13 protein-coding genes are annotated in these 22,782 nt (G+C 43.5%); 11 read left to right on the top strand and 2 right to left on the bottom strand.

Annotated elements, in window-relative coordinates; all coding sequences use genetic code 11:
- Window positions 1-67 precede the first annotated feature (67 nt).
- Complete coding sequence (locus tag JSQ80_RS08245) at window positions 68-841, top strand: HAD family hydrolase (protein ID WP_240463598.1); 774 nt, start codon at window positions 68-70, stop codon at window positions 839-841.
- A gap of 329 nt (window positions 842-1,170) precedes the next feature.
- Here JSQ80_RS08245 and JSQ80_RS08240 read toward each other — a convergent pair whose 3' ends face one another.
- Window positions 1,171-2,799: a nitrite/sulfite reductase gene (locus JSQ80_RS08240; protein WP_206094969.1), complete on the bottom strand. Its 1,629-nt coding sequence runs from the start codon at window positions 2,797-2,799 to the stop codon at window positions 1,171-1,173.
- Window positions 2,800-3,154: 355 nt separating this feature from the next.
- Here JSQ80_RS08240 and JSQ80_RS08235 point away from each other — a divergent pair, with 355 nt between their 5' ends.
- The 5 genes from JSQ80_RS08235 to galU all read left to right on the top strand — a co-directional run bounded on the left by JSQ80_RS08235 (window position 3,155) and on the right by galU (window position 11,010).
- Window positions 3,155-3,358, top strand: a complete 204-nt coding sequence (locus JSQ80_RS08235) for a DUF2759 family protein (RefSeq protein WP_087434053.1) — start codon at window positions 3,155-3,157, stop codon at window positions 3,356-3,358.
- A 229-nt stretch (window positions 3,359-3,587) separates the two neighbouring features.
- Window positions 3,588-4,778 (top strand): S1C family serine protease, encoded by a 1,191-nt coding sequence (locus tag JSQ80_RS08230; protein ID WP_206094968.1) that lies wholly within the window; start codon window positions 3,588-3,590, stop codon window positions 4,776-4,778.
- Between the two features lie 103 nt (window positions 4,779-4,881).
- Entirely contained in the window at window positions 4,882-6,888 is a 2,007-nt protein-coding gene (locus tag JSQ80_RS08225; protein WP_206094967.1) for a copper amine oxidase N-terminal domain-containing protein, read from the top strand.
- Window positions 6,889-7,150: 262 nt separating this feature from the next.
- The gene (locus tag JSQ80_RS08220) at window positions 7,151-9,676 is read left to right on the top strand and encodes a U32 family peptidase (RefSeq protein WP_206094966.1); all 2,526 of its coding nucleotides are present in this window, start codon (window positions 7,151-7,153) and stop codon (window positions 9,674-9,676) included.
- Between the two features lie 452 nt (window positions 9,677-10,128).
- Complete coding sequence (gene galU / locus JSQ80_RS08215; RefSeq protein WP_206094965.1) at window positions 10,129-11,010, top strand: UTP--glucose-1-phosphate uridylyltransferase GalU; 882 nt, start codon at window positions 10,129-10,131, stop codon at window positions 11,008-11,010.
- 107 nt (window positions 11,011-11,117) lie between these two features.
- Here the strand turns inward: galU and JSQ80_RS08210 are convergent, their stop codons facing one another.
- On the bottom strand, window positions 11,118-13,586 hold the full coding sequence (locus tag JSQ80_RS08210; RefSeq protein ID WP_206094964.1) for an O-antigen ligase family protein: 2,469 nt from the start codon (window positions 13,584-13,586) through the stop codon (window positions 11,118-11,120).
- A 468-nt stretch (window positions 13,587-14,054) separates the two neighbouring features.
- On the opposite strand from JSQ80_RS08210, the gene JSQ80_RS29715 reads away from it, so the two are divergent.
- The 5 genes from JSQ80_RS29715 to JSQ80_RS08185 all read left to right on the top strand — a co-directional run bounded on the left by JSQ80_RS29715 (window position 14,055) and on the right by JSQ80_RS08185 (window position 22,776).
- Window positions 14,055-15,428, top strand: coding sequence for an ABC transporter permease (locus tag JSQ80_RS29715; protein ID WP_336245715.1), 1,374 nt, complete (start codon window positions 14,055-14,057; stop codon window positions 15,426-15,428).
- 14 nt (window positions 15,429-15,442) lie between these two features.
- Window positions 15,443-16,723 carry an ATP-binding cassette domain-containing protein gene (locus tag JSQ80_RS08200; RefSeq protein WP_206094963.1) on the top strand — a complete coding sequence of 427 codons (1,281 nt, stop codon included), beginning with the start codon at window positions 15,443-15,445 and terminating at the stop codon, window positions 16,721-16,723.
- A 29-nt stretch (window positions 16,724-16,752) separates the two neighbouring features.
- Entirely contained in the window at window positions 16,753-17,955 is a 1,203-nt protein-coding gene (locus JSQ80_RS08195; protein WP_206094962.1) for a glycosyltransferase, read from the top strand.
- 317 nt (window positions 17,956-18,272) lie between these two features.
- Window positions 18,273-20,051, top strand: coding sequence for a glycosyltransferase family 2 protein (locus JSQ80_RS08190; protein WP_336245840.1), 1,779 nt, complete (start codon window positions 18,273-18,275; stop codon window positions 20,049-20,051).
- Window positions 20,052-20,076: 25 nt separating this feature from the next.
- Window positions 20,077-22,776, top strand: coding sequence for an LTA synthase family protein (locus JSQ80_RS08185; protein WP_206094960.1), 2,700 nt, complete (start codon window positions 20,077-20,079; stop codon window positions 22,774-22,776).
- Window positions 22,777-22,782: the final 6 nt, after the last annotated feature.

The raw sequence follows: 22,782 nt of genomic DNA, 5'->3' as shown, positions 1-22,782 counted from the left end.
TGTGCGGGAAAGCAGGAAATATGAAGCTTTCGCCGAACTTATGATACCATCAACGGGGGAAAGGGAGATGTGGATGGTACAGATGAACGTCGGCGGCTGCAGCGCACAGGTGCGCGGCATTCTGTTCGATAAAGACGGGACGCTGCTGCAATTTATTAGCCTGTGGGGCTGGTGGGCAGAGACGGTGCTTTCGGGATTGGAACGGGAGCTGAAGAAAGAAGGCGGAGAATTACCGGAACATCCGGGTTATATATTGGGCGTATACATTGAGGAGAACGGCTCCGTGCGCAAGCATGATCGCCAAGGGCCGCTCGCGATGGGCTCGCCTTCGCAAATGATAGGCATTGCCACATACCTGCTGTATAAGGAAGGCGTGCCATGGAACGAAGCGGTTCAGCGTGTGACGGAAGTGTTCGAGTATGCGAACGAACAGGTGCTGGATCGTGCGAACATCGTGCCGATATCCGGCGTCGTGCCATTCTTGGAGCGTTGCCGTGAGCTCGACCTGCCAATGGCCGTAGTGACGGCGGACGATAAGCGCCCGTCAGAGCAGCATCTGGAGAAGATGGGAATCCGCCAGTATTTCGCTGCCGTCATTGGCGATGATTGCGTGGAGCATGGCAAGCCGTATCCGGATATGGTGGAGCTCGCTTGCCGGGAGCTGGGCTTGCAGCCGCATGAAGTGGCTGTTATCGGCGATTCCGTCGGCGATATGGAGATGGGCCACAGCGCGGGCTCGGCGCTGCAGGTGTTCATTGATGAGGAGCGCCAATTCGATGCCAAGCCGGCTAAGGCAGATGTCATGATACGCGCGTATGATGAAATTGAGCTGACGCTATAATAATAGAGCATGAAAGAACCCCTCTTATCCGATAGCTAGTCAGATAGGAGGGGTTCTTGCTGCTCTGCTGTCCTTCCATAACAAGAAGTAGACCTCCCTTGGGCTCGGTTGTCCAGGAGGTCTACTTTCTGTCAATCTTAGTCGACTGCCCTAAGGGCAATCTATTGCAAGACCGTAGATGTTACAGCATCTGCGGTCTTTATTAGTTTATGCATGTCTAACTATAATAAAACGAATTTTCTTTAGAAATAATACCATAAATAAGGATCATTTGGAAGATGACGATTGTACGGAGTGTAATTTGTATGGGTTGTGCAGTCACGAATTGACTAAGACGCCGAGGCCGTTGCGGTTAACACCTCCGTTAATTTCGCCTGGAAGGCTTCTGCTCCGACACGAAGGAAGAAGGCATGGAACGATTCGCCCGTGTGACGTTCCTGTTTATAGTAGAGCAGCAGTTGCTCCAACACATGCGGAACGTCGTCGCCTTTTACGCGGCCTTTCAGTGTCGTATTGAAGCGGGCATTCGGCCCGAGAATGCCGCCCACGGCGATATCGAAGGCGTCGATCATGCCTTGCGCCGTCTTTACCAGCGCTCCCTGCAGACCGATGTCCGCTACGTGTTTTTGTCCGCAAGCATTGGGACAACCGATAAAGTGGATGCGGATGAGCTCGTTCAGATCTGGGACGCGCTCATCCAAATACTCGGCAACGCGGCGGGCGCGCTCTTTCGTTTCGACGATGGCCAAGTTGCAGAACTCGTTGCCCGTGCAAGAGACAGTGCGGCTCATGAATGGCTTCGGGAACGGGGTGAGCCGTTGCAGCACGGGAGCCGACAGCACGGCATCCAGATGTTCTTCCGGAATTCCCGTTAAGATTATATTTTGCGACATGGTCGTCCGTAGCGTGCCGTCGCCATACTGTTCGGCCAGAGCGGCCAATTGGCCGAACTCCTCCGCATTCAGACGCCCGATGGGCACATTGAGTCCTACGTAATGCAGACCGGATTGAAGCTGCGGATGGACGCCGTCGAAATAGGCCGCCTGCCAGCCAACTGTCATATCATCTCCCCGTGCCGGAAAATTGCCGATCAGCTCTTCCAAATGCGCTTGGAACTTCTCGACGCCCCAGGCGGCGATTAAAAACTTGAGCCGCGCTTGATGGCGCTTCTCCCGGAAGCCGTGATCGCGGAACAGCGTCGTCACGCCGATCGCGACCTTGAGCACTTCCTCGGGGCGAATGAACATGTCGAGCGGCTTGGCCAGGAACGGCTTCGCTGATAACCCGCCGCCGACATGGGCGTGGAAGCCGAGCACCTGCTCGCCGTCGATCTCTTTCACGGCCGGGGTAAAGGCGAGGTCGTTTATTTCCGCGTGCGCATTGTTGTAGATGTTGGCGGAGATAGACATTTTGTATTTGCGGGGGAGGTTGGAGAAGTCACGATTGAGCAGGAAAAAATCGTTCACTTCGTTCACTAGCGCGGTTGTGTCCATCAGCTCGTTCGGATCGATGCCTGCAAGAGGATTGCCGACAATCGTGCGCGGGCAGTCGCCGCAAGCCTCATAGGAATATAAGCCGACGTCTTCCAGCCGCTTAAAAATATCCGGGAGGTCCTCTACGCGCAGCCAATGATATTGAATCGCTTGCCGCGTCGTCACATCCATCAGACTGCGCCCGTACAGCTGGGCAATATCCGCCAGCGCTCTGGCTTGGGCCACGTTCATGATTCCCGAATTAATGCGGATACGCATCATGAAATAGCCGTCCTTCGGCTTCTGTTCATAGACGCCCGCCCATTTAAAACGGCCTTTGTCGTCTTCGGGAATGGATTCGTAGCCTTGCAGCGCATACGTCTCAATAATGTCGCGGATGACATCCAGTCCGTCCTTTTCCATTTTGACAAATTCAAACTTGTTCAGCTTCGAAGGGTCCTGCATCCACACTGGTTCATACGCCATAGGTAATCCCTCGCTTCCTCATCTAAATTCTAATCTAATTAATTCCGATATAAATAGTCTGATTTAACTTTAGCTCATCGTAGCATATTTACAGAAGGGCCACAATAAGGTAAGGTAAAAAAAGGTATTACTCTTTCTAATAAATGATCTCAAATTTGGTTATGAATCGGTTGAGAGCGAAGATTCACCCCTGCGTTCTATGACATCGGTCATCGAACTTGGGCTGCAGCAAGCATAAAACGTGAAAAATTGGTGACAATCTTGTTAAAATAATGATTTAGACTTGCATCTGGAGCTGGGTAAATATAACATAGGTTTAGATAGGTAAAATGCGCGTGTAGAGGGAGGTCACACCATGTTTCTGGCCGAAGGAGCACAACAAACTGAAAGTTTATTCCAATTGTTCGACATATTTATGATCGTGTTTACGATCATTTTGGTGTGGGCGGTTATTCGTCAAGTGAAGCAGCGCCAACGCAATGTATTTGCACTCGGCTTTGCCGTAGTCAGCTTGCTTGTGTTCTTGTATGCAGACTGGATCATGATTCAGGGTTGGTAGGGGCATCCCTCCACGGTTCAATATTGGAAGCGGTTCACTCACGAATGATAACATCGCGAGATAAGATGGCATGGTCAAGCTGCGCGATACATAAGAAAGTCAAGAATAGACAGGCTCTTTGGTGGGAATCATCAAGGAGCCTTTTTTCGCTTGCATAACCGGGGAGTATCATCAATAGTGGTAAGCGGAAGCAGCGGAAATGGCTGCAGAGCAAGGAAGGAGCAAGAAAATGGGAGAGCGGCGAAAGAACGGCAGCGGACGGAGAGAAAGAGCATGGCGCGTGGGACTCTGCATCGTGTTGGGGTTGACAATGGGGGTTATGGGAGTCGCGACGGTATCGGGGCAAGCGTCAAATATAGTTACCATGAAGGCGGCGAAGGTAAAAGACAAGGTGTACATCGAGGCGGATGCGTTCGAGCAAATGACGGGGAACAAAGGGACGTATGATGCCAAGACGAAGACATACCGTTACGCGCCAAATGACATTCCGGCCATCGTGAAGAAGGTCAGTCCATCGGTTGTCTCGATCATTGGAAAGCATCGGGATGCTGAGGATAATTCCGATAATTGGCTGGCTCATGGGACAGGCGTCGCTGTTCGTCAGGATGGGTGGATTGTCACGAATGCGCACGTCATCTCGGAGCTGGCGCATCCGATGGTTGTAACGCCGAACGGCAAATCGTATCCGGTCACGAAATGGTTCGCCGACGAAGAAAGCGATCTGGCGATTGCGAAGATTGCCGTAACGGGCCTGCATCCGATCTCGTTCGTACAGCCCGATGCGGCTCTGCAGGTAGGGGAATCGGTCGTCGCATTAGGCACGCCCGTGTCCTTCACGCTCCGCAATTCAGCGACAATGGGCATTATTAGCGGTACGGATCGTGCAGTAGATTCCAAGTATAAACTGATTCAGACGGATGCGGCTATCAATCCGGGCAACAGCGGCGGTCCGCTGGTGAACATGAAAGGCGAGGTCGTCGGCATTAACAGTATGAAGTTCGCCGCGGTGGGCATTGAAAATATGGGCTTTGCCATTCCTGCCGATACGGTGAAGATGGCGGTGCAGCACTTTTTCAAATTCGGAAAGATAAAGCGGGCTTCGCTTGGCGCAGAGCTGGAGGAAAGCTGGGCCGCCTATGTCGGGCTGCCATCCGACGATCCGATTAAGGTGACGAACGTGCAGAGCGCATCGGCGAAAAAGGCGGGCATCACAGCCGGTGATGTATTGTTTTCCATTGACGGGAAGTCTGTAAAGACGCTCGTCGATGTGCATGAAGCGCTCAAGCTGAAGCTTCCGGGCCAGCAGGTGAAGCTGATGATGCAGTCGGGAGGCGATCTGGTCGCGCGGACGGTCACATTGGCGGGAGAGGAGCCCGTGCAGAAGACAGAGGAGCAAGAGAATCTGGGAATTGCCGATTGAAAAGGGAATTGGCAAGCTGCATGAAAATGAAAGTAGGGATTGTAGATATAGCGGCTAAACCTAGCATTCATTAATAAGTGATATTTTTCCGGGGAGAGTGGGGATGATGGAGCTCACGTTATGCAAAGAAGGGCCGCGCCAACGCCTGCGCACAGCTATTGTGGCGCTGACGCTGGTGGCAATGGCAACGGGAGGAGTGGGGCTGACGGCTTCTCCGGCGCCGGTCGCTGCCACAGAGGCGGCGCTCCAAGATCAACTGCGCCTTAAGGCGGGCAGCGCCAAGGCGTCGCTGAACGGAGAAGCGCTCACGATCGTGAAGCCCTATGTGAAGCAAGGCACGACAATGGTGCCGCTGAGTATTTTTACGCGGGCGTTCGACGCGTCGCTTAAGCTGGATGCGGGCAATGTCGTGACGCTCGCGAGTGATCGCGCTTCCATCCGCATGCGTATCGGTCAGAAGCAAGCTATGCTGAACGGGAAGCTGGCGACGCTTCCAGTCGCGCCTGAATTGATGAACGGAACGGCGATGGTGCCGCTCGAGCAGGCAGCGGAAGCATTCGGAGCCACCTGCAAGACAGATTCGGATCAGACGATAGTGCTGAGCTGGAAGCGACTCGAGCCGCTGGCCGCCGCTTCGATGCAGGTGGGCGCAACGGCGCCGCGTATCGGGGATTCTTATTACAAGTGGTCCATGGTGCTCCCGCAAGGCTGGAGCCATGAGGCGGTATCGCCAACAGAGAGTGAAGTCGTGATCGGCAATGAATCCAGATCTGTTATCGCACATGTGGCAGTGACGGATTGGGAATCAAATGAGCTGGCGCACTTGACGAGCGCCTTCCAGGGCGTGGCGACCGAGAAACAGCTAATGGAGCATTTGCAGACGGAAGTGACTTATGCGGGAGAGCTGGAATTTCTGCGCACCGGGAAACTGGATGGAGTTGCTTATGCCCAAGGTGTATCTAATGACGGAGATACGATGTACCTTGTACGAATATTTAGCGCAAATGGCAAACGGTACGTCGTCCGTATTTTTGATGATGCGGCGAAACGGCCGAAGCAGCTGCTTCAATATGAGTCCTTCTTGAATACATTTCGCCCGAGCTACGCCGCAGGTCAAAGTGCGCTTACGAATGTGAGCACGGTTAAGGACGGCTATCGCCACATGAAGCTGTGGGGAGACGGACTGTCCGCCGACTTGCCGGTGGATTGGCATCAAGACTATGGGGCTCCGCGCGTTCTGGCGGGTGAAGGCGATTGGAAAAGCGTAGAGTATTACTATGGAACGGCGGAAGAGGGAATGACGCTGGATGGTCTGGTCAAGCGGCAAGAAGCTTATTTGAAGAAGCTGTACAAGCCGGAATATGTGAAGCTGGTGGAAACGAAGGACATTTCGTTGGCAGACGGGACCTCGGCCAAGCTAAGCGTGTATAAGCACCGTTATAATGAGAAGGACTGGAGCCTCAGCATGCATCTCATCGCGATGGAGGAAGGCGTTCAATATATAGTGTCTTTCTATGGGCAGGATGATATAGCAGACAGAACAGTCGGCGACCGCATTCTCGCCTCGGTACGTGTGGACGGCAAGATGAAGGAGAAGCAGGGCGAACTGGCTGAGCTTCCTTCCGGGGAAAACTGGCGGATGCCTTGGGATAAATTTGTGGAGCGTGACGGGAAGCCGTTTGGCTTTACTGTGCAAATACCGGAATGGTGGCTGAACGACGCCAGCTATTATGTAATGGAAGGCTATGAGAATAACCTTGACGAAGGCACGATTGCCAGCTATTCGTTGCCGAACAGCAATTTCTTCATTTATGTTGAACAAGCGGAGACGGCAGAAGAAGTGTTGGCTCGTTGGGAAGAAGCGCTGATAGATGATGACATGGTTCGCTTTGTGAAAAAGGAAAAGACGACACTGCAAGGCAAACCGGCTTATCTGGTCGACATGACAGGCAGAGATGTGGATATTGATGCGCCTTATACGACCCACATGCAAATTGTCGCCAACAACGGAAGCGTGTATACGATTCTGTACACCGTCTATGACGCATCTATGACGCCTGAATTGATGAATAGCTTGAAGCAGGCAACCAAGTCTTTTACATTTAAATAACAGACGATTTAGTGCAGTATTGGCCGTCGTTGAAAATGGAATACAAGTTGAAGCGCCCGCTTCGGAAGGCTTAAGTGGCTGTCCGCTAGGGCGCTTTGTTGATCGGCGGCCAGGCGGCTTCGGAAGAGCATCAGGAAGTTCTAGCCTTTACTGGAGTTTCGGCGCAAAGATCGCTATACTAATTTATGCATCTTCAGCAGAAAAAAAGAGATAGAACGCAGCTCATGCTGTGGCGCTGAGGAATCTAGCTTGGAGGATGAGCATGACTACAATAAAGCAGGACATAACGCGTGGAGATATAGAGCTGTTGGCGCCGGCCGGCGATTGGGATTGCATGCGGGCGGCGGTCGCGAACGGCGCGGATGCGATATTTTTCGGGGTCGAGAAGTTCAATGCCCGGGCGCGCGCCAATAACTTTCGCATGGATGATTTGCCCGACATTATGGCTTATTTGCACTGCTATGGGGTCAAAGGCTTTTTGACGTTTAATATTTTGGTGTTTGAAAACGAGCTGGAAGACGCGAAAGAGCTGATTGAGGCGTGCGTTGATGCCGGTGTGGATGCGGTCATTGTGCAGGATTTGGGCCTGGTCAAAATGATCCGCGAGATTTCGCCTGATTTCCCGATTCATGGCTCGACGCAGATGACGATTACGTCTCCCGAGGCGGCGGAGTTCACGAAGCCGTACGGGATGGAGCGGGTCGTGCTCGGCCGGGAGAACAATTTGAAGCAAATTCAGAAAATTGGCGAGCAGGCGCAGCTGCCGATGGAAGTGTTCGTGCATGGGGCGCTGTGCGTATCTTATTCCGGGCAGTGTCTGACCTCGGAGATGTGGGGCGGACGCTCCGCGAACCGCGGGGAATGCGCGCAAGCCTGCCGTCTGCCTTATGACATGATGGTCGACGGGGAGCATCGCCCGATGGGGGATGTGACGTATTTGCTGTCGCCGAAGGATTTGGCGGCGATCGATATCGTGCCGGAGTTGATTGAAGCCGGCGTCACATCGTTCAAAATCGAAGGCCGGATGAAGCAGCCCGAATATGTGGCGAACGTGGTGAGCAAGTACCGCAAGGCGATCGACGATTATTTCGACGGGCGCTGGACGGGTCCGTCGAAGGAGGAAGTGCGCGAACTGCAGCAGAGCTTTTCGCGCGGATTTACGCACGGCTTCCTGAAGGGGACGAACAACAAGCAGCTCGTGGACGGGACGTTCCCGAAGAGCCGCGGCGTCTATCTCGGCACCGTGCAGCAGGTGCTGCGCGACGGTGTCGTCTGCAAGCTGGAAGCGCCGCTGAAACGCGGCGACGGCATCGGCTTCGATGCGGGCGATCCGACGAAGAAGGAAGAAGGCGGACGCGTATATGACGTGCGCCGCAAAGGCGTGAAGGTGGAGGGCGAGGCGGAAGAAGGCTGGCTCGTGGACATCGTTCCGGGGCGGCAGGATGTCGACCTGCGCCGGGTTCACGTTGGCGACCGCATTTGGAAGACGAGCGACCCTGCATTGGAGAAGCGCATGCGCGCGACATTCGATACGGAGAAGCCATATCGGGTGTTCCCGGTGCATGTGCGCGTGGAAGGACGCGCGGGCGAGCCGCTGCGCACGTGGTGGACCGACGTGCAGAAGGGGACGACCGTACAGGTCGATTCCGAGCTGGAGCTCGACGTGGCGCAGAAGCGCCCGATGGATTCGGCGCTGCTGGAGGAGCAGTTCGGCCGCTTGGGCGGAACGGTGTACCAGCTGGAACGGCTGGACGCGGTGCTTGAGGGCGACGTCATCGTGCCGATGCGCGAGCTGAACGCGATTCGCCGCCATGCGGTGGACTTGCTGGCTGGAGAGCGGCCGAAGCCGCCGGTGTACGTGAAGCGCGAGACCGACGTGTACGGCGAAGCCGTGAGCGAGCATGTCGCCGTGCCGTTCGGCAGGGCGCAGCTGACGGCGTTGTGCCGCTCGCTCGAGCAGGTGGAGGCTGCCGTGAAGACGGAGGCCGCGTTAATCTATGCGGACTTCGAGTTCATCAAGCAGTTCCCGGCCGCTGTCGAAGCCTGCCGTGCTGCGGGCAAGCCGATCGCCCTGGTGACGCCGCGCATCCATATGCCGAATGAGAACGGCTACCACCGAAATATTCTGAAGCTGAAGCCGGACGCCGTGCTTGTGCGTAACACGGGCGCGCTGCAATTCTACGTGCAGGCGAAGGAGGAAGCGGCCGCGAAGGGCGAACAGTTCCCGACGCTGATTGGCGATTTCTCCTTGAACGTGGCCAATCATAAGGCCGTGGAGCTGTTCGCGCAATCAGGACTCGATACCATTACGCCGTCGTATGATTTGAACATTCAACAAATGGTGGATATGCTGCAGCATGCGGACACAAGGAAGCTGGAAATCGTTATTCACCAGCATCTGCCGATGTTCCATACAGAGCATTGCGTCTACTGTACGTTTCTTAGCGAAGGAACAGATTACACGAACTGCGGCCGTCCATGCGAGGAGCACCGCGTCTCCTTGCGCGACCGCATCGGCATGTCCCATCCTGTCCGGGTGGATGAAGGCTGCCGGAACACGGTCTATAACGCGATTGAGCAGTCAGGTGCGGAATATTTGAGGAACTTCCTTGAGCTTGGCGTAGGTTCCTACCGCGTCGAATTTTTGGAAGAGACGTCGGAGCAGGTGCACGAGGTCATTGATCTGTACGGCCGCGCGCTTCGCGGCGAGATTAGCGGCACCGAGGTGTGGCGCAAGCTGAAAGCAACGAACCAGCTTGGCGTAACCCGAGGACAGCTTGTCAAGTAAGTCTAGAGCAGCGGCTTAGCCAAATAGAATTGGAACATGGGAGCCCGAATGGAAGCGCAGGGAGTGAGTCTGCATTTTCATTCGGGTTCTTTGTTGTGTTGTGATAGTGATTTGTTTCAATAACATTTATCCTTCATGGCAAAGGGATATCTATTTCATCCTTTGCGTCACTCTCCCCTTCATTCAGAATGTCTCCAGCCTCCCTCTCCTTTTTATGTTAATCATTAGTGTTGTAAAGGATTAATGAGATTAAAATTTAGCACTCAAAAGGGGCACGAAAAGGGTCTCCCTGGAGCTGAATTGTTGTTCCTTGATGAACGCACGCCCAAAAGCTTGTTGCTACATATAAAGCGGAAGGAGCGCATAAGATCGATGTGTAGAATAAGGATATAATCATGTATACTTACAGGGAGTGCTTGGAGCGGATTACATTGAAGGATATGGAGGTAAACATGAAAATCAGGAAAGCGATTATTCCTGCCGCGGGACTCGGAACGCGTTTCCTTCCGGCGACAAAGGCGATGCCGAAAGAAATGCTGCCAATAGTGGATAAACCGACCATCCAATATATTGTGGAAGAGGCCGTTGCATCGGGAATCGAAGATATCATTATCGTCACTGGTAAGGGCAAGCGGTCGATTGAGGATCACTTCGACAACGTTTTCGAACTCGAATATATGCTGCGCGAGAAAGATAAGCTCTCGCTGCTGGAAGAGGTGCGAAAGCCGTCCGACCTGGCCGACATCCACTACATACGTCAGAAGGAGCCGCGCGGACTCGGCCACGCGATTTGGTGCGCCCGCAAATTCATCGGCAATGAGCCGTTCGCCGTGCTGCTGGGTGATGACATCGTGCAAGCGGATACCCCATGCCTGAAGCAAATGCTTGAAGTGTTTGAGCAATACGAATCCTCCATCGTTGGCGTCCAGCCAGTGCCATGGGAAGAGGTATCCAGGTATGGCGTCGTTGCTGGACCGCTCATTCATGAACGCATTCTCAGAGCGGAGCAGCTCATTGAAAAGCCAACGCAAGAGAAGGCCCCGTCGAACTGGGCCATTATGGGGCGGTATGTGCTGACCCCGCACATCTTTGAATTGTTGGAGCAGCAGGAGGCAGGGGTAAATGGCGAAATCCAACTCACGGATGCGATTGCCCAATTGGGGCGGGAAGAAACCGTATTGGCCTATCACTTTGACGGGCATCGGCATGATGTAGGGGAGAAGCTTGGCTTTATTGAGACGACACTGCATTATGCGTTGCAACGGCCGGAGTTGCGAGGGAATTTGTTGAAATATATGAAGCGGATGATTGAACAGTATGAGGGAACGGAATAAATCATCCTATGGTAGCAACATCCGCATCTGTAACAGTGAACGTTAATGTGAATGAAGAAGACCCTAATCTCATTTTCTATCGAGATTAGGGTCTTTCAGTTTGAGAGTTATTCTGCTTTAAAGCGCATCGCCGCCACTTGCTCGATTTGTTCTTTCTCAGAAGGATCTGCTGCTACGAGCTTATCGTACCATGCTTGGTCGATTTGTCCTTGCTGCTTCGTTGCCGCAACGTACCAGCGTGCAAGCTCCTTATTATTGGAGTCAGTCAGGTCTTCCTGCAAATAAGGTTTCATTGCATCTGCAGCTTGTCCCGGGTCTCCCTTCATGATGTAGGCGCGGCCTGCATTTATTGCCATGCGAGAAGTGACATAGAACTCGTTACCTTGCAATTGTCCTTCCGGCAGGGTCTTCAAGTGTTCGACTCCCTGTTGAACATGATGGAATGCGGCAATAACTTCGTCCATATATTCATTTTTCTTATCAGGCGCTTCATTGTTCGCAATCACACCTTGACGCAGGGCAGCCTCCATATATTTATCGTACCATACCATATCCCACGGGAAACTAGATGCATGTTCAGAGTAAACCTTATATAACTCTGATTCCATGCCTTTCATTTCGTAACCAGCGATAAGACGTGTGAGCAGAGACTGTTTGTTATAGGGTTCCTTTTTTAGGGCTTCTTTTAAGGTCTGCTCTGCAGTGCTGAAAAACTTTTCGTCTTGTTGCAGTTGATACATCTGTTGGAACAGATAAGCTTTAAAATCCGCGTATTCCGGAACTGTCGGCCGGATGTTCATTGCTTTGTCCAAGTGAACCATCGTTTGATTAAAATCCTTCGTTAGAGCCACAGTTTCTTGTGCTTTGGTAAAAGAACTGGACGCTTGCAGGAAGAGCAGCGACGTAATAAACATTCCAAGCCCAACGACGCCTAGAATAATTGTCATGGCTATACGGAAGGTTTTAGGTTTGAGTTTCGCAAACGATTTCGGCTCAATTGTAGCTGCCATTCCTCCAAGACTTATAAAGACAATCATGCCAATGAAGACATAACTCATGTTAAAGTCCATTACGCTATGTATTAAGATACTGGTAGCCAGAATGAAATACATAAAGTAACTGTTGCGTTTTTCTTCATGTGCCGTAATGAAAGATCGAATGTATTTCCAATATAAGAATGCCAAAAATGCGATTAAAACGACAAAACCAATAATTCCGACTTCGACAAGATATTGCATATAATAACTGTGTGCCTGCGCTGATTCGTAAGGGTTGTTTTGATACTTCTCATAGAGCGTGCTCCATGCGCCGCCACCGGCGCCAAGCAGCGGATAATCAGCCACCAGCTTCAACGAGTCTTTGTAAAAAGTTATACGTTCTAAGACACTGTGCTGTTGAAAATTAATTGACCCTAAACGGGAAGAAATGCTTTCTGGCAACATATTTTTCGCGCTAGTCCCGATGAAAATGAATAAAAGCAATGCTACTGCAACAGTGCCGCCGACAGGGATGAGGGCGTTCGCCCACTTCTTGGCCGAGAAGTTCTCAAGCTTTCTCTCCAGCCAAGGGGCAACAAACCTCTGAATGACCCAGCTTAGTGCAGCAGACACAGCGGATGCCCCAAGGACATACATCCAGCCTTTCAAGGAGGAAGCCTCCGTTGGGTACAGTTGAGCTTGAATACCGATTTCCGAAACTGGATTCAATACTATAAACGTTGCCACACCACTTATCGCCAAATGTATAATCCATAGCAACTGCCGGGCAGGCTTTACAAATAACAACACAACGATAAATACGACCGGCAGCAGAACCAAGCCTCCGCGGGAGAGCGTCAGAAAGATGGATAAAATAATCGGTACCAGCATAAAGCCATGAACCGCATGACTTACCGCCTTGCGAGTTGTAGTTAAATAGAACACGGCTACAAACAAAAATGCCATGAGATAGGCCGCGTAAGTGTTCGGATACTGAAACACAGAGGCAAGACGCGGGCCGTTTGCATCTATCCATATGGCTTGCTCATATAAACCGTCCGCATTAAGCCTTGAAAACCATCCTATCAATGCAGCGGCAAATTTACCGTTTCCAAGCCAATTGAACAGTCCGAACCAAACAATAGCATAGGCGGAGCCCGTTAATGTGAACTGGATAATACGATTCATTCTTTCTTCCCCAGACATAAAATAGGTAAGAGAGAAGAAAACAGCATACGTAAACATGATTAGAACAGCATTTACCGCCAAATAATTGGAAGCTGCAAAAAATGACGAAACTCCGTAGGTTAAAGGCAGTAAAAATACAATAGATGTAAATATGTCGGATTGATTATCTCTTTTTTTGAACTGAAGCAGGAATCCTGCCGCCAAGAATGATAGAATAGAAGCGATAAGGACTGACCAGTATATCGGTTTTTCAAAGTACGTCATTTGTCCGTTAAACAAAGCAAACTGAAACGGGGACCAAATCAAGAACAAAATAAGAGTAATTAACATTCCCCAATGAAGAAGAGGGAATTTGTCATTTTTGTCGTTTTTTTGCTTGGGCTTAGCAGCCCCGTAGCCATATGTAGACAAAGTTTTATCTCCTTTGCATTAAATTACGATAATAATAATAGCATAGGTAGTCGAAAACTTCCATTTCACTAGTCAGTCAGTTCTTCCGGTAATCAATAGACGCGAATAAAAAAAGTATCATCAATAAACGGTATAGTTCTAGTCTAATTAATGTGAAGGAGAGATTCTCGAAGGAAAGAGTTTCTTTGAAAACGTAATATTAATTATGCCTTGAAAACGAACGGTAAGATAGAATTAATGGATCATTGCTGAAAATCTGGTTATTGATCTAAAAAAGCGTATTTTATGAATTGCTAGCAAAATATTCTTTTTGACACGTTGGATTATAAAGATTGTGTGAAAAATTTCATTCAATTTAATTTCTTAGGGCTGGATATAATAAAGAACAATGAATAAATGATTTAATGGTTCTCGAATTAATAATCACGATTGAATCTAACATGACGATAGAGGGTAGGGAAAATTAGGGTGAGTAGGAAAAAAATTAATCGCTTTTTAGTAGTCTTGATTGTCGCAATAATAAATATTTTAGTTTTGTGTTATGTAAATGTAGCATTAAAAAAAGATATCACATTGAAGTATGAAGTAATGAGTCACAAAAATGATATGTATCAGGTTTTTTACAGTAACGATGGAAAGTTTGATGAAGAACGATCATTAAAGGTTAATTACACGAAACAAGGTAGTAGGCAAGATATGAATTATAATATTCCAATTGATACAAAGCAAATCAGGTTAGATTTGGGGACACAAGAGGAAATCATTCTTATCAAGAATATTTCAATTAATTATTTATGGGAAAGCGTGGATATTACTGATGGTTTTTTCGGTATAAGCATTAAATCAAATGACATAGAGGGGATTAAACAAAATAATGATGACATTGAGATAATAAGTAGTGGAAAGGATCCGTTTATAGTAATAAATTTAACTGATGTTGATGCTCTGAACATATATCAAATCAATAATTCTATAAACTATATCTATAAAATATTACTTTGTATAATAATTGACCTATTATTGTGGGTATCTTTAAGAAAATACAAATCATTCAAGAAGATGGTTGTGGAAATATTCAATAACAGAAGGATGATATGGAATCTTTCTAAAAATGATTTTAAAACAAAATATGCAGGTTCTTACTTGGGGATTATTTGGGCCTTTGTCCAACCCGTGATGACTATTTTGATCTATTGGTTTGTATTTCAGGTCGGTTTTAGAACGGCTCCAGTCGAAAACTTTCCTTTTGTACTCTGGTTAGTTGTAGGCCTTGTACCATGGTTCTTTTTTTCTGAGGCTATTGTTAATGCAACAAATAGTATGATGGAATATAGCTATCTCGTAAAGAAGGTAGTATTTAAGATTGATATATTGCCAGTAGTGAAAATATTATCTGCTTTTTTTATTCACATTTTTTTCATTGGGTTTGCAGTTGTGTTGTTTTTATTAAATGGCTATTTACCTACAATATATTTAACACAAGTGTTGTACTATACTACTTGCACTTTTATATTGGTACTAGGAATTTCCTATGCTACATCGGCAATTATTGTTTTTTTCAAAGACTTAGGGCAAATAATAGCAATTGTATTGCAGATGGGATTGTGGCTTACTCCGATTATTTGGAGTTACAATATGATTCCAGAGCCATATCAATGGACTATTAAGCTTAATCCTATGTTTTATATAGTAGAAGGTTATAGAGATGCCTTCATAAATCACAGTTGGTTTTGGGAGCATTTCAACCAAACAATCTACTTTTGGATGGTGGCTTCAGGCTTGTTTTTGACTGGAACTATGATATTTAGAAAATTAAAAGTACACTTTGCGGATGTGTTGTAATGAGGTGATTGAGTGTGAATGATGTAGTTATTGATGTAAAGAATTTAAGCAAGGTCTATAAATTATATGATAAACCAGCAGATAGGCTAAAAGAATCATTAAGTATAACCCATAAAAAATATCACTCTGATTATTATGCATTAAAAAACGTCAATTTTTCTGTTAATAAAGGTGAAATTTTGGGAATAGTAGGGACTAATGGATCTGGGAAATCCACGTTGCTTAAAATAATTACAGGAGTCCTTAATCCAAGTGAAGGGCACGTTTATGTTAATGGAACTATATCAGCATTATTAGAACTTGGAGCAGGTTTTAACCCGGAATATACAGGGATACAGAACATATACTTGCACGGTGCTATGATGAATAAGACCAAACAAGAAATAGAAAACAATCTACAGGAAATAATTGACTTTGCTGACATTGGCGATTTTATTAACCAGCCTGTAAAAACATATTCAAGTGGTATGTTTGTTAGACTGGCGTTTGCAGTCGCAACAAATAGTAAACCTAATATACTAGTTGTCGATGAGGCGCTATCTGTTGGCGATATTAATTTTCAAATGAAGAGCATAAATAGAATGAAAGATTTGATAGCTGAAGGAACAACTGTCTTATTTGTCAGTCACGATATCATTTCAATAAAAACCTTATGTAATAAAGCAATTTACTTAAATAATGGTGAGGTTATTGCATACGGTGAAAGTGGCTTAATATGTGACTTATATCTACAAAATCAAAACGCTAAAAACGGATTGACGACTAATTATAGAGAAAAACAGTTACAGGATAGGCTTGAGGACGCAGAAGAAATTGCTGCAGATGATGCGGAGATTATTGAAGCTTTTAAATCACGTGAAGGAACAGGGAAAGTTTTAGTTACTAATATAATAGTTGAAAATGAAAAAAAGGAAAAGTGCAAAAGTTTCTACTATGGAGAACAGATAACAGTCAGAGTGCATGTTGAAGTATTACAAGATGTAGAGTCATTAGTATTAGCATTATATCTGCGAAACAGAAATCAATTAGAAGTTATAGGTACTAACACAAAGTATGAAAGTGTAAATTTGGAAAAATTATCAGAAGGAACTAAATGTGTAGTGATATTTAGGTTCTTTAATTATCTCCAAGAGGGAGAGTATGGGGTCACAACCATTCTAGCAAATGATATTCCGACTCAAGAATTCTATGATAAGGTTAACAATGCTGTTATTGTGAAGTCTAGTGATCTAATGAATCAAAAAAGATGGGCTTTAGTCGGTATTCCTATGACTGTAGAATATAAGTTTCTTTAAAATCAATGTTTAATGGAGGTGCTTATGAAATGTTTGGCAAAATAGATGGGGATTCTGATGGTATACTTGCAGATCGAATAAGTTTAATTATACCCTCATATAATTACGGGATGTTTTTGCCGGAAGCCATAGAATCAGCTCTCCATCAAACACTAGTGCCACATGAAATATTAGTTTTAGATGATTGTTCAAATGATAATACTGAAGAAGTAGGGAAATGGTATGAGAAGAAATATCCCGATTTAATAAAATTCCATAGAAACTCTTCCAATATGGGGATTGTTGATAATTTTAACAATGGTGTTAACTTAACTAGTGGTGATTTTATTTGTTTTTTAGGGGCAGATAATAAATTCAAACGTAATTATATTGAGAAAACCTCTGAAATACTCCTTCAGAATGCTAATATAGCAATAGCTTACACTGATTTTATGCTTTTCGGAGAAAGAGCTGAAGTGGTTTATGAAAGTTTTTTAGAGGAGAGAAGAGGACAAATAATCGATGGGAAATACTATATAATTCGATTCCCGGATTTTGATATAAATCTACTGGAGAAAGGAAATTATATACACGGATCTTCAATGTATAGACGTGAAGCATTCGAACAGGTTGGCGGTTACAAAAATAAAGGTGATTTACCTGAAGATTACAATCTTTTTCATAGAATGGTATTGGCAGGTTGGCTTGCGAAAAGGGTTCCGGAACCTTTATTAGAATACAGGCAACATTCTGCGGAACAAGCGAATATTAAAAATATTGCTTTAGCCGAGTCAGAAATGTATAAAAAACAAAATAATGAACTAAAAGCAACTGTGATTTCTCGCGATAAAGATATAGAAGAGCTCAAGCAAGTAATAGCGCACAGAGATAGAGATATAGAAGAACTTAAGGGAGTAATAAAGCATAGACATAGAGAAATAGAAGAACTTAAGGGAGTAATAAAACATAGAGATAGAGATATAGAAGAACTTAAGGGAGTAATAAAACACAGAGATAGAGATATAGAAGAACTTAAAGGAGTAATAAAACACAGAGATAGAGATATAGAAGAACTTAAAGGAGTAATAAAACACAGAGATAGAGATATAGAAGAACTTAAGGGGGTTATTACGCAAAGGGATTGTGACATTGTAGAGCTTAATAAAGAAATCTTATTTAGAGATCAGAGTATACAGAGGCTTGAGGAAATAATAGAGCAGAATAAATCGAAAAAAAGATTATGGAGATTTTAAATAAGCCGAACAGTGATCATATGTATATTGATTTGGCGAATCTGAGTTTAGCTGCTATGCTATACAACTCAAAAACTAAGACTTCAATTTCGTGGTTGATGTAATCACGGATAAGTTGGATTGTCCGGTTATAACTATGCTGTGAACTTTATATAATTCAACCTAAATTAGGATTTCTATAATACCTTTACCTGTCCATAAATTACTCAACGTAATATGTTCTGAAACAGAGCAGTGTTTAGCTAAACTTAATTTAGATCATCATCTCATAATCATTCATGCATTATTTAATCAACAGTAAGGTGGGAATATAGTTGGTGAAATTTGATATAGTGCTCGTTTCTTACAATTCAGAAAAGTGGATTGAGAAATGTTTAGTTAGTTTGGAAAGACTTAATTACCCTTTAAGTCATATATACATCTCTATTGTTGATAATCAATCAACTGATAGATCGAGAGAACTTATAGAAAATTACTCGAATAAGCACTTATTTGGGTCATATCAGTATCATCTGCTAGATCAAAACATTGGGTTTGGTAGGGCAAATAATTATGCAGTGCAAAATACAAAACAAGATTTTATCTTCTTTTTAAATATTGATACAGAATTATTAGAAGACGCATTGAAAGAAATGTCCATTGCAATAGAAACTAGCGGTGATATGACGGGATTGTGGGAATGCAGGCAGTTTCCTTATGAACACCCAAAAATATACAATCCAGTGACGCTTGAAGTATCCTGGGCCAGTGCTGCAGCTTGTGTTGTACGTCGTGATTATTTCGAGAAAGTCGGAATGTTTGATGAAAAAATCTTCATGTACGCAGAAGATGTTGATTTGAGTTGGAGATTAAGAGCCCATGGATACAAACTGCAATATGTACCTAAATGCGTAGTTTATCATTATACTTATATGAGTGCTGGTGAGGTTAAACCTAATCAGTTTTATAACAGTACTTACAATAATTTGATGCTCCGATACAAGTATGGAACTTGGCGTGATATTTTGAAAGGATACATGCTTTACAAGAGTTTATTTGTTATTAAAGGTCCTTCTAGGAATCATAAAAGAATAATCATATCAAACTGGATTCGAAGCTTTGTAGATGGGATGAAATTTAGAGAATGGAAACGCAAGCACTCTAATTTAAAATACAAACCTGAATTCAAAGTGTGGGATTATGAAATTATAAGAGATGGTTCTTTTTATGTGAATGAGAGACCGTCAAAATCTCCACTTGTATCGCTTCTGATACGTACTTGTGGAAGACCTAATATATTAAGGGAGGCTTTGATAAGTGTACGAAATCAAACTTATAACAATATAGAAGTTATTATTGTAGAAGACGGCCCAAATATTTCAGAAGAGATGTTGAAAGTTGAATTTAATGATTTAAATTACAAATACTGTAGTACGAATGAAAAAGTTGGTAGGTGTATAGCTGGTAACATAGCAATGGAGATGGCAAAAGGGGAATATTTTAATTTTTTGGATGATGATGATTTGTTTTATGCTGATCATGTCGAAACACTAGTTTCTCAAATCCAAAAAAATCCAGACTATAAAGTTGTTTATTCCATAGCATTTGAAGTCCCTACAAAAGTGATTTCTACAAATCCATATAAGTATAAAGAGTTATTCCACAATGTACAGCACAGACAGCCTTTTAATCGTTTGTTACTATTACATCACAATTATTTTCCAATTCAAACCGTCATGTTTGAACAGTCAATCTACAAAGAACTTGGCGGTATGGATCCAGAACTGGAAGTGTTAGAAGACTGGGATTTGTGGCTTAGATATGCTTTAAAGCATGAATTTTTGTTTGTTGAAAAGCTAACATCTTTATACCGTGTTCCGGCTGAAATTATGAATGCACATGAACGACAACTTTTGTTTGATAAGTACTTGAATATTGTGAGAAACAAACATTTTTATGATAAAACTGAACTTACAACAGGTGAAATTTTTAAAGATGCTCAAAATATTATTGAACGAACACATAGAGTATTTAATAATAACGATACTATCACGGCAGTGGAGATAATTAAAAGAAAAATAAAAGCTAAGCTTTTTAATTTGCTAAGGAGAAATTAGAAAATTCAACCTAGAAGGAGATACCATGAAAATCTTTATTAAAGCATTTGCAATTATTCTATTTTTAGTAAGTGGGTCCGTTGTTTATGCAACAAATGAACTACCTGAGATATTTGGTGACATAAATGCACCAAACAATAACGTATATAAGCCGACTGATGAAATTGATGTAAATGGTTGGGCTCTTTCAGAAAGTGGAATCAAAGAGGTTTCAATTATATTAAACAATACATTTTACGGTCATGCTCTATTAGGAGGGGAGAGAAAAGACGTTTATGACTTATACCCTTCTATTAAAAATAGTCTCAATAGCGGGTTTAAATATAATTTAAAAGGACTAAAACCAGGGAAATATCAACTATCAGCGGAAATAAAGACAGTCGACAATAAAAAAAAAATAATTGATCCTGTCAAGTTTGAGGTTTTAAAGTCCTGGGGCTATATCGATTCATTACCGAAAAGCTCAACGATAAATAATAACAAGTTGAGGGTTACTGGTTGGGCAGTCAATTATTCTAAGACTACGGATGTATATATATATTTAGATGGCAAGATGTATGCTACTGCTCAACATGGATTAGAGAGAAGCGATGTACACGAAATATATCCAGATATGGACAATTCTAAATATAGTGGTTTCTATACTAACATCGATATTTCTAAAGTAGAAAAAGGGGATCATAAATTAGAGGTTTTTGTTAAGACAGATGACGGCGAGTTATTATTAATTGATACAGTAGATTTCAAGAAAGTAAATAAATTTTATGTACAGTTACTAGCGGTATTTTTAGCACTTATTGCAGGTTTTATTTTTATTCTATACGTATCGAGATATAAACAAAAACAAATGCACATTGATAAAGAGCGATTTATATCAGTTATACTTAAAAACTATCTTGATTGTTTCGCTATAATAGTAGTTGTATATTTAAAAACAATTCTCTTTTTTTATTATGCAGATATTGACATAGAAAAAAACGTATATATATATTCATTCTCAATTATTATTGCTTTATTTGCTCCTGTAATATTAATTACAAACAATCGAATCCGTTTTTTGCTACTTGTTCTTTTAGATATATTATTCAGTTTAATCATTTTCTCAGACGCTATTTATGTACGTTATTTTGATGACATGCCATCAATAATAAGTTTGCTTTATGCAGGTCAAGTTACAGATTTATTGGATAGTATAATAACGTTGATAAAAGCAACAGATGTATTATTTTTTGTTGATATTGTTTTTCTTGTCTATTTTTACTTCAAAGTCAGTAAATCTACTGCTATAAGAGTTAAATCAACTGTAAAAAAAAGAATTATTGTTTACATAATCAGTTTTGCATCTATACTTCCTTTGCTGTTTCAATATTATGATATTAAATCTGATGAAACAAATACGTATAAAGAAACATTTTACAGAAAACTTCTTGTACAAAAAATGGGTCTGTTAAATTACCACATTTATGATGTTGGTAAATTTATCATAGAACAAAATAGTATACCGCAAGTAACTGATAATGATATGGAACAAATCATTAGCTGGTTTAGTAATCATAATAAGCAAAATAAAGACCGAAATAATTATTTTGGATTAGCAAAGAACCATAATATTATCTTAATTCAAGAAGAATCCCTACAGGATTTCGTTGTAGGTTTAAAAGTGAATAATCAGGAAATAACACCGAACATAAATAAGTTAATCAAAAACAATAGTTTTTATTTCAAGAATTTTTATGATCAAACTGCTAACGGTAGAACATCTGATGGAGAATTCACATCAATGACATCGCTATATCCTTTAGACATAGGAGCTGTTAGTTTTAGATATCCTTACAATAAATATCCTTCATTTCCGAAAATATTAAACGACCAGGGGTATTTCACATTTTCAAGTCATGCTTATAAGAGTGATTTTTGGAATATTAAATCAATGCATGAATCATATGGTTTTCAAGAGTCTATGTTTGAAGAACAACTTCAAGATGGAGAAAAGATTGGATGGTCCCTTTCAGATGAAGCCTTTTTCATACAAACTACTGAAAAAATGAAGAATTTAAAACAACCATTTTTATCATATCTTATGACTCTTACAAATCATCATCCATATCATCATATACCTGATAATAAAAAAGAATTAAAGTTGGGCGATTTAGAAGGGTCACTAATAGGAAATTATCTACATTCCGTTCATTATGTTGACCAAACAATTGGTAACCTAATTGAGAACCTTAAATTAGAGGGGTTATATCAAAATAGTGTTATCGTAATTTATGGGGATCATGATGCAGGTATTTCTAGAGAACAGATTGACATGGTAATAGAAGATAAAAATATACCGTCAGAAAAATTAGATAAAGTTCCTTTGATTATACACATTCCTGACAGTGGTATTACCGAGACGAGGACAACTCCGTCAGGACATTTAGATATTACTCCGACTTTGTTGCATTTATTAGGATTAGAAAATGATTATTTTTTTATGGGTAATAATCTCTTTTCAAATAACAACGATTATCTAGTCGTATTAAGAAATGGATCATTTTTGAATACAAAAGGTATGTACAATACTTATTCTAAGAAATGTTATGATTCTTATGAAAACCTTGAGAAGGATGCTGATCAATGTAGCCAATATATTAGTGAGGCTAATGATAGGCTGAAAATATCAGATATGATAATAAAAAACGATTTAATTAACGATTTAATAAAAAATCATGATAAATAAAGGGAA

It is taken from the genome of Paenibacillus apiarius (assembly GCF_017052585.1).
GTDB classification, from domain to species: domain Bacteria; phylum Bacillota; class Bacilli; order Paenibacillales; family Paenibacillaceae; genus Paenibacillus_B; species Paenibacillus_B apiarius.
Note: the sequence above shows the minus strand (reverse complement) of the source record. Positions and strands in the feature narration are given on the sequence as shown.

What these genes read in the sequence shown, in the direction of transcription:
- JSQ80_RS08220 (WP_206094966.1), top strand. Translation starts at nt 7,151, where the DNA reads ATGACTACAATAAAGCAGGACATAACGCGTGGAGATATAGAGCTGTTG.
- JSQ80_RS08185 (WP_206094960.1), top strand. Translation starts at nt 20,077, where the DNA reads ATGAAAATCTTTATTAAAGCATTTGCAATTATTCTATTTTTAGTAAGT.
- galU (WP_206094965.1), top strand. Translation starts at nt 10,129, where the DNA reads ATGAAAATCAGGAAAGCGATTATTCCTGCCGCGGGACTCGGAACGCGT.
- JSQ80_RS08225 (WP_206094967.1), top strand. Translation starts at nt 4,882, where the DNA reads ATGATGGAGCTCACGTTATGCAAAGAAGGGCCGCGCCAACGCCTGCGC.
- JSQ80_RS08195 (WP_206094962.1), top strand. Translation starts at nt 16,753, where the DNA reads ATGTTTGGCAAAATAGATGGGGATTCTGATGGTATACTTGCAGATCGA.
- JSQ80_RS08235 (WP_087434053.1), top strand. Translation starts at nt 3,155, where the DNA reads ATGTTTCTGGCCGAAGGAGCACAACAAACTGAAAGTTTATTCCAATTG.
- JSQ80_RS08240 (WP_206094969.1), bottom strand. Translation starts at nt 2,799, where the DNA reads ATGGCGTATGAACCAGTGTGGATGCAGGACCCTTCGAAGCTGAACAAG.
- JSQ80_RS08245 (WP_240463598.1), top strand. Translation starts at nt 68, where the DNA reads ATGTGGATGGTACAGATGAACGTCGGCGGCTGCAGCGCACAGGTGCGC.
- JSQ80_RS08230 (WP_206094968.1), top strand. Translation starts at nt 3,588, where the DNA reads ATGGGAGAGCGGCGAAAGAACGGCAGCGGACGGAGAGAAAGAGCATGG.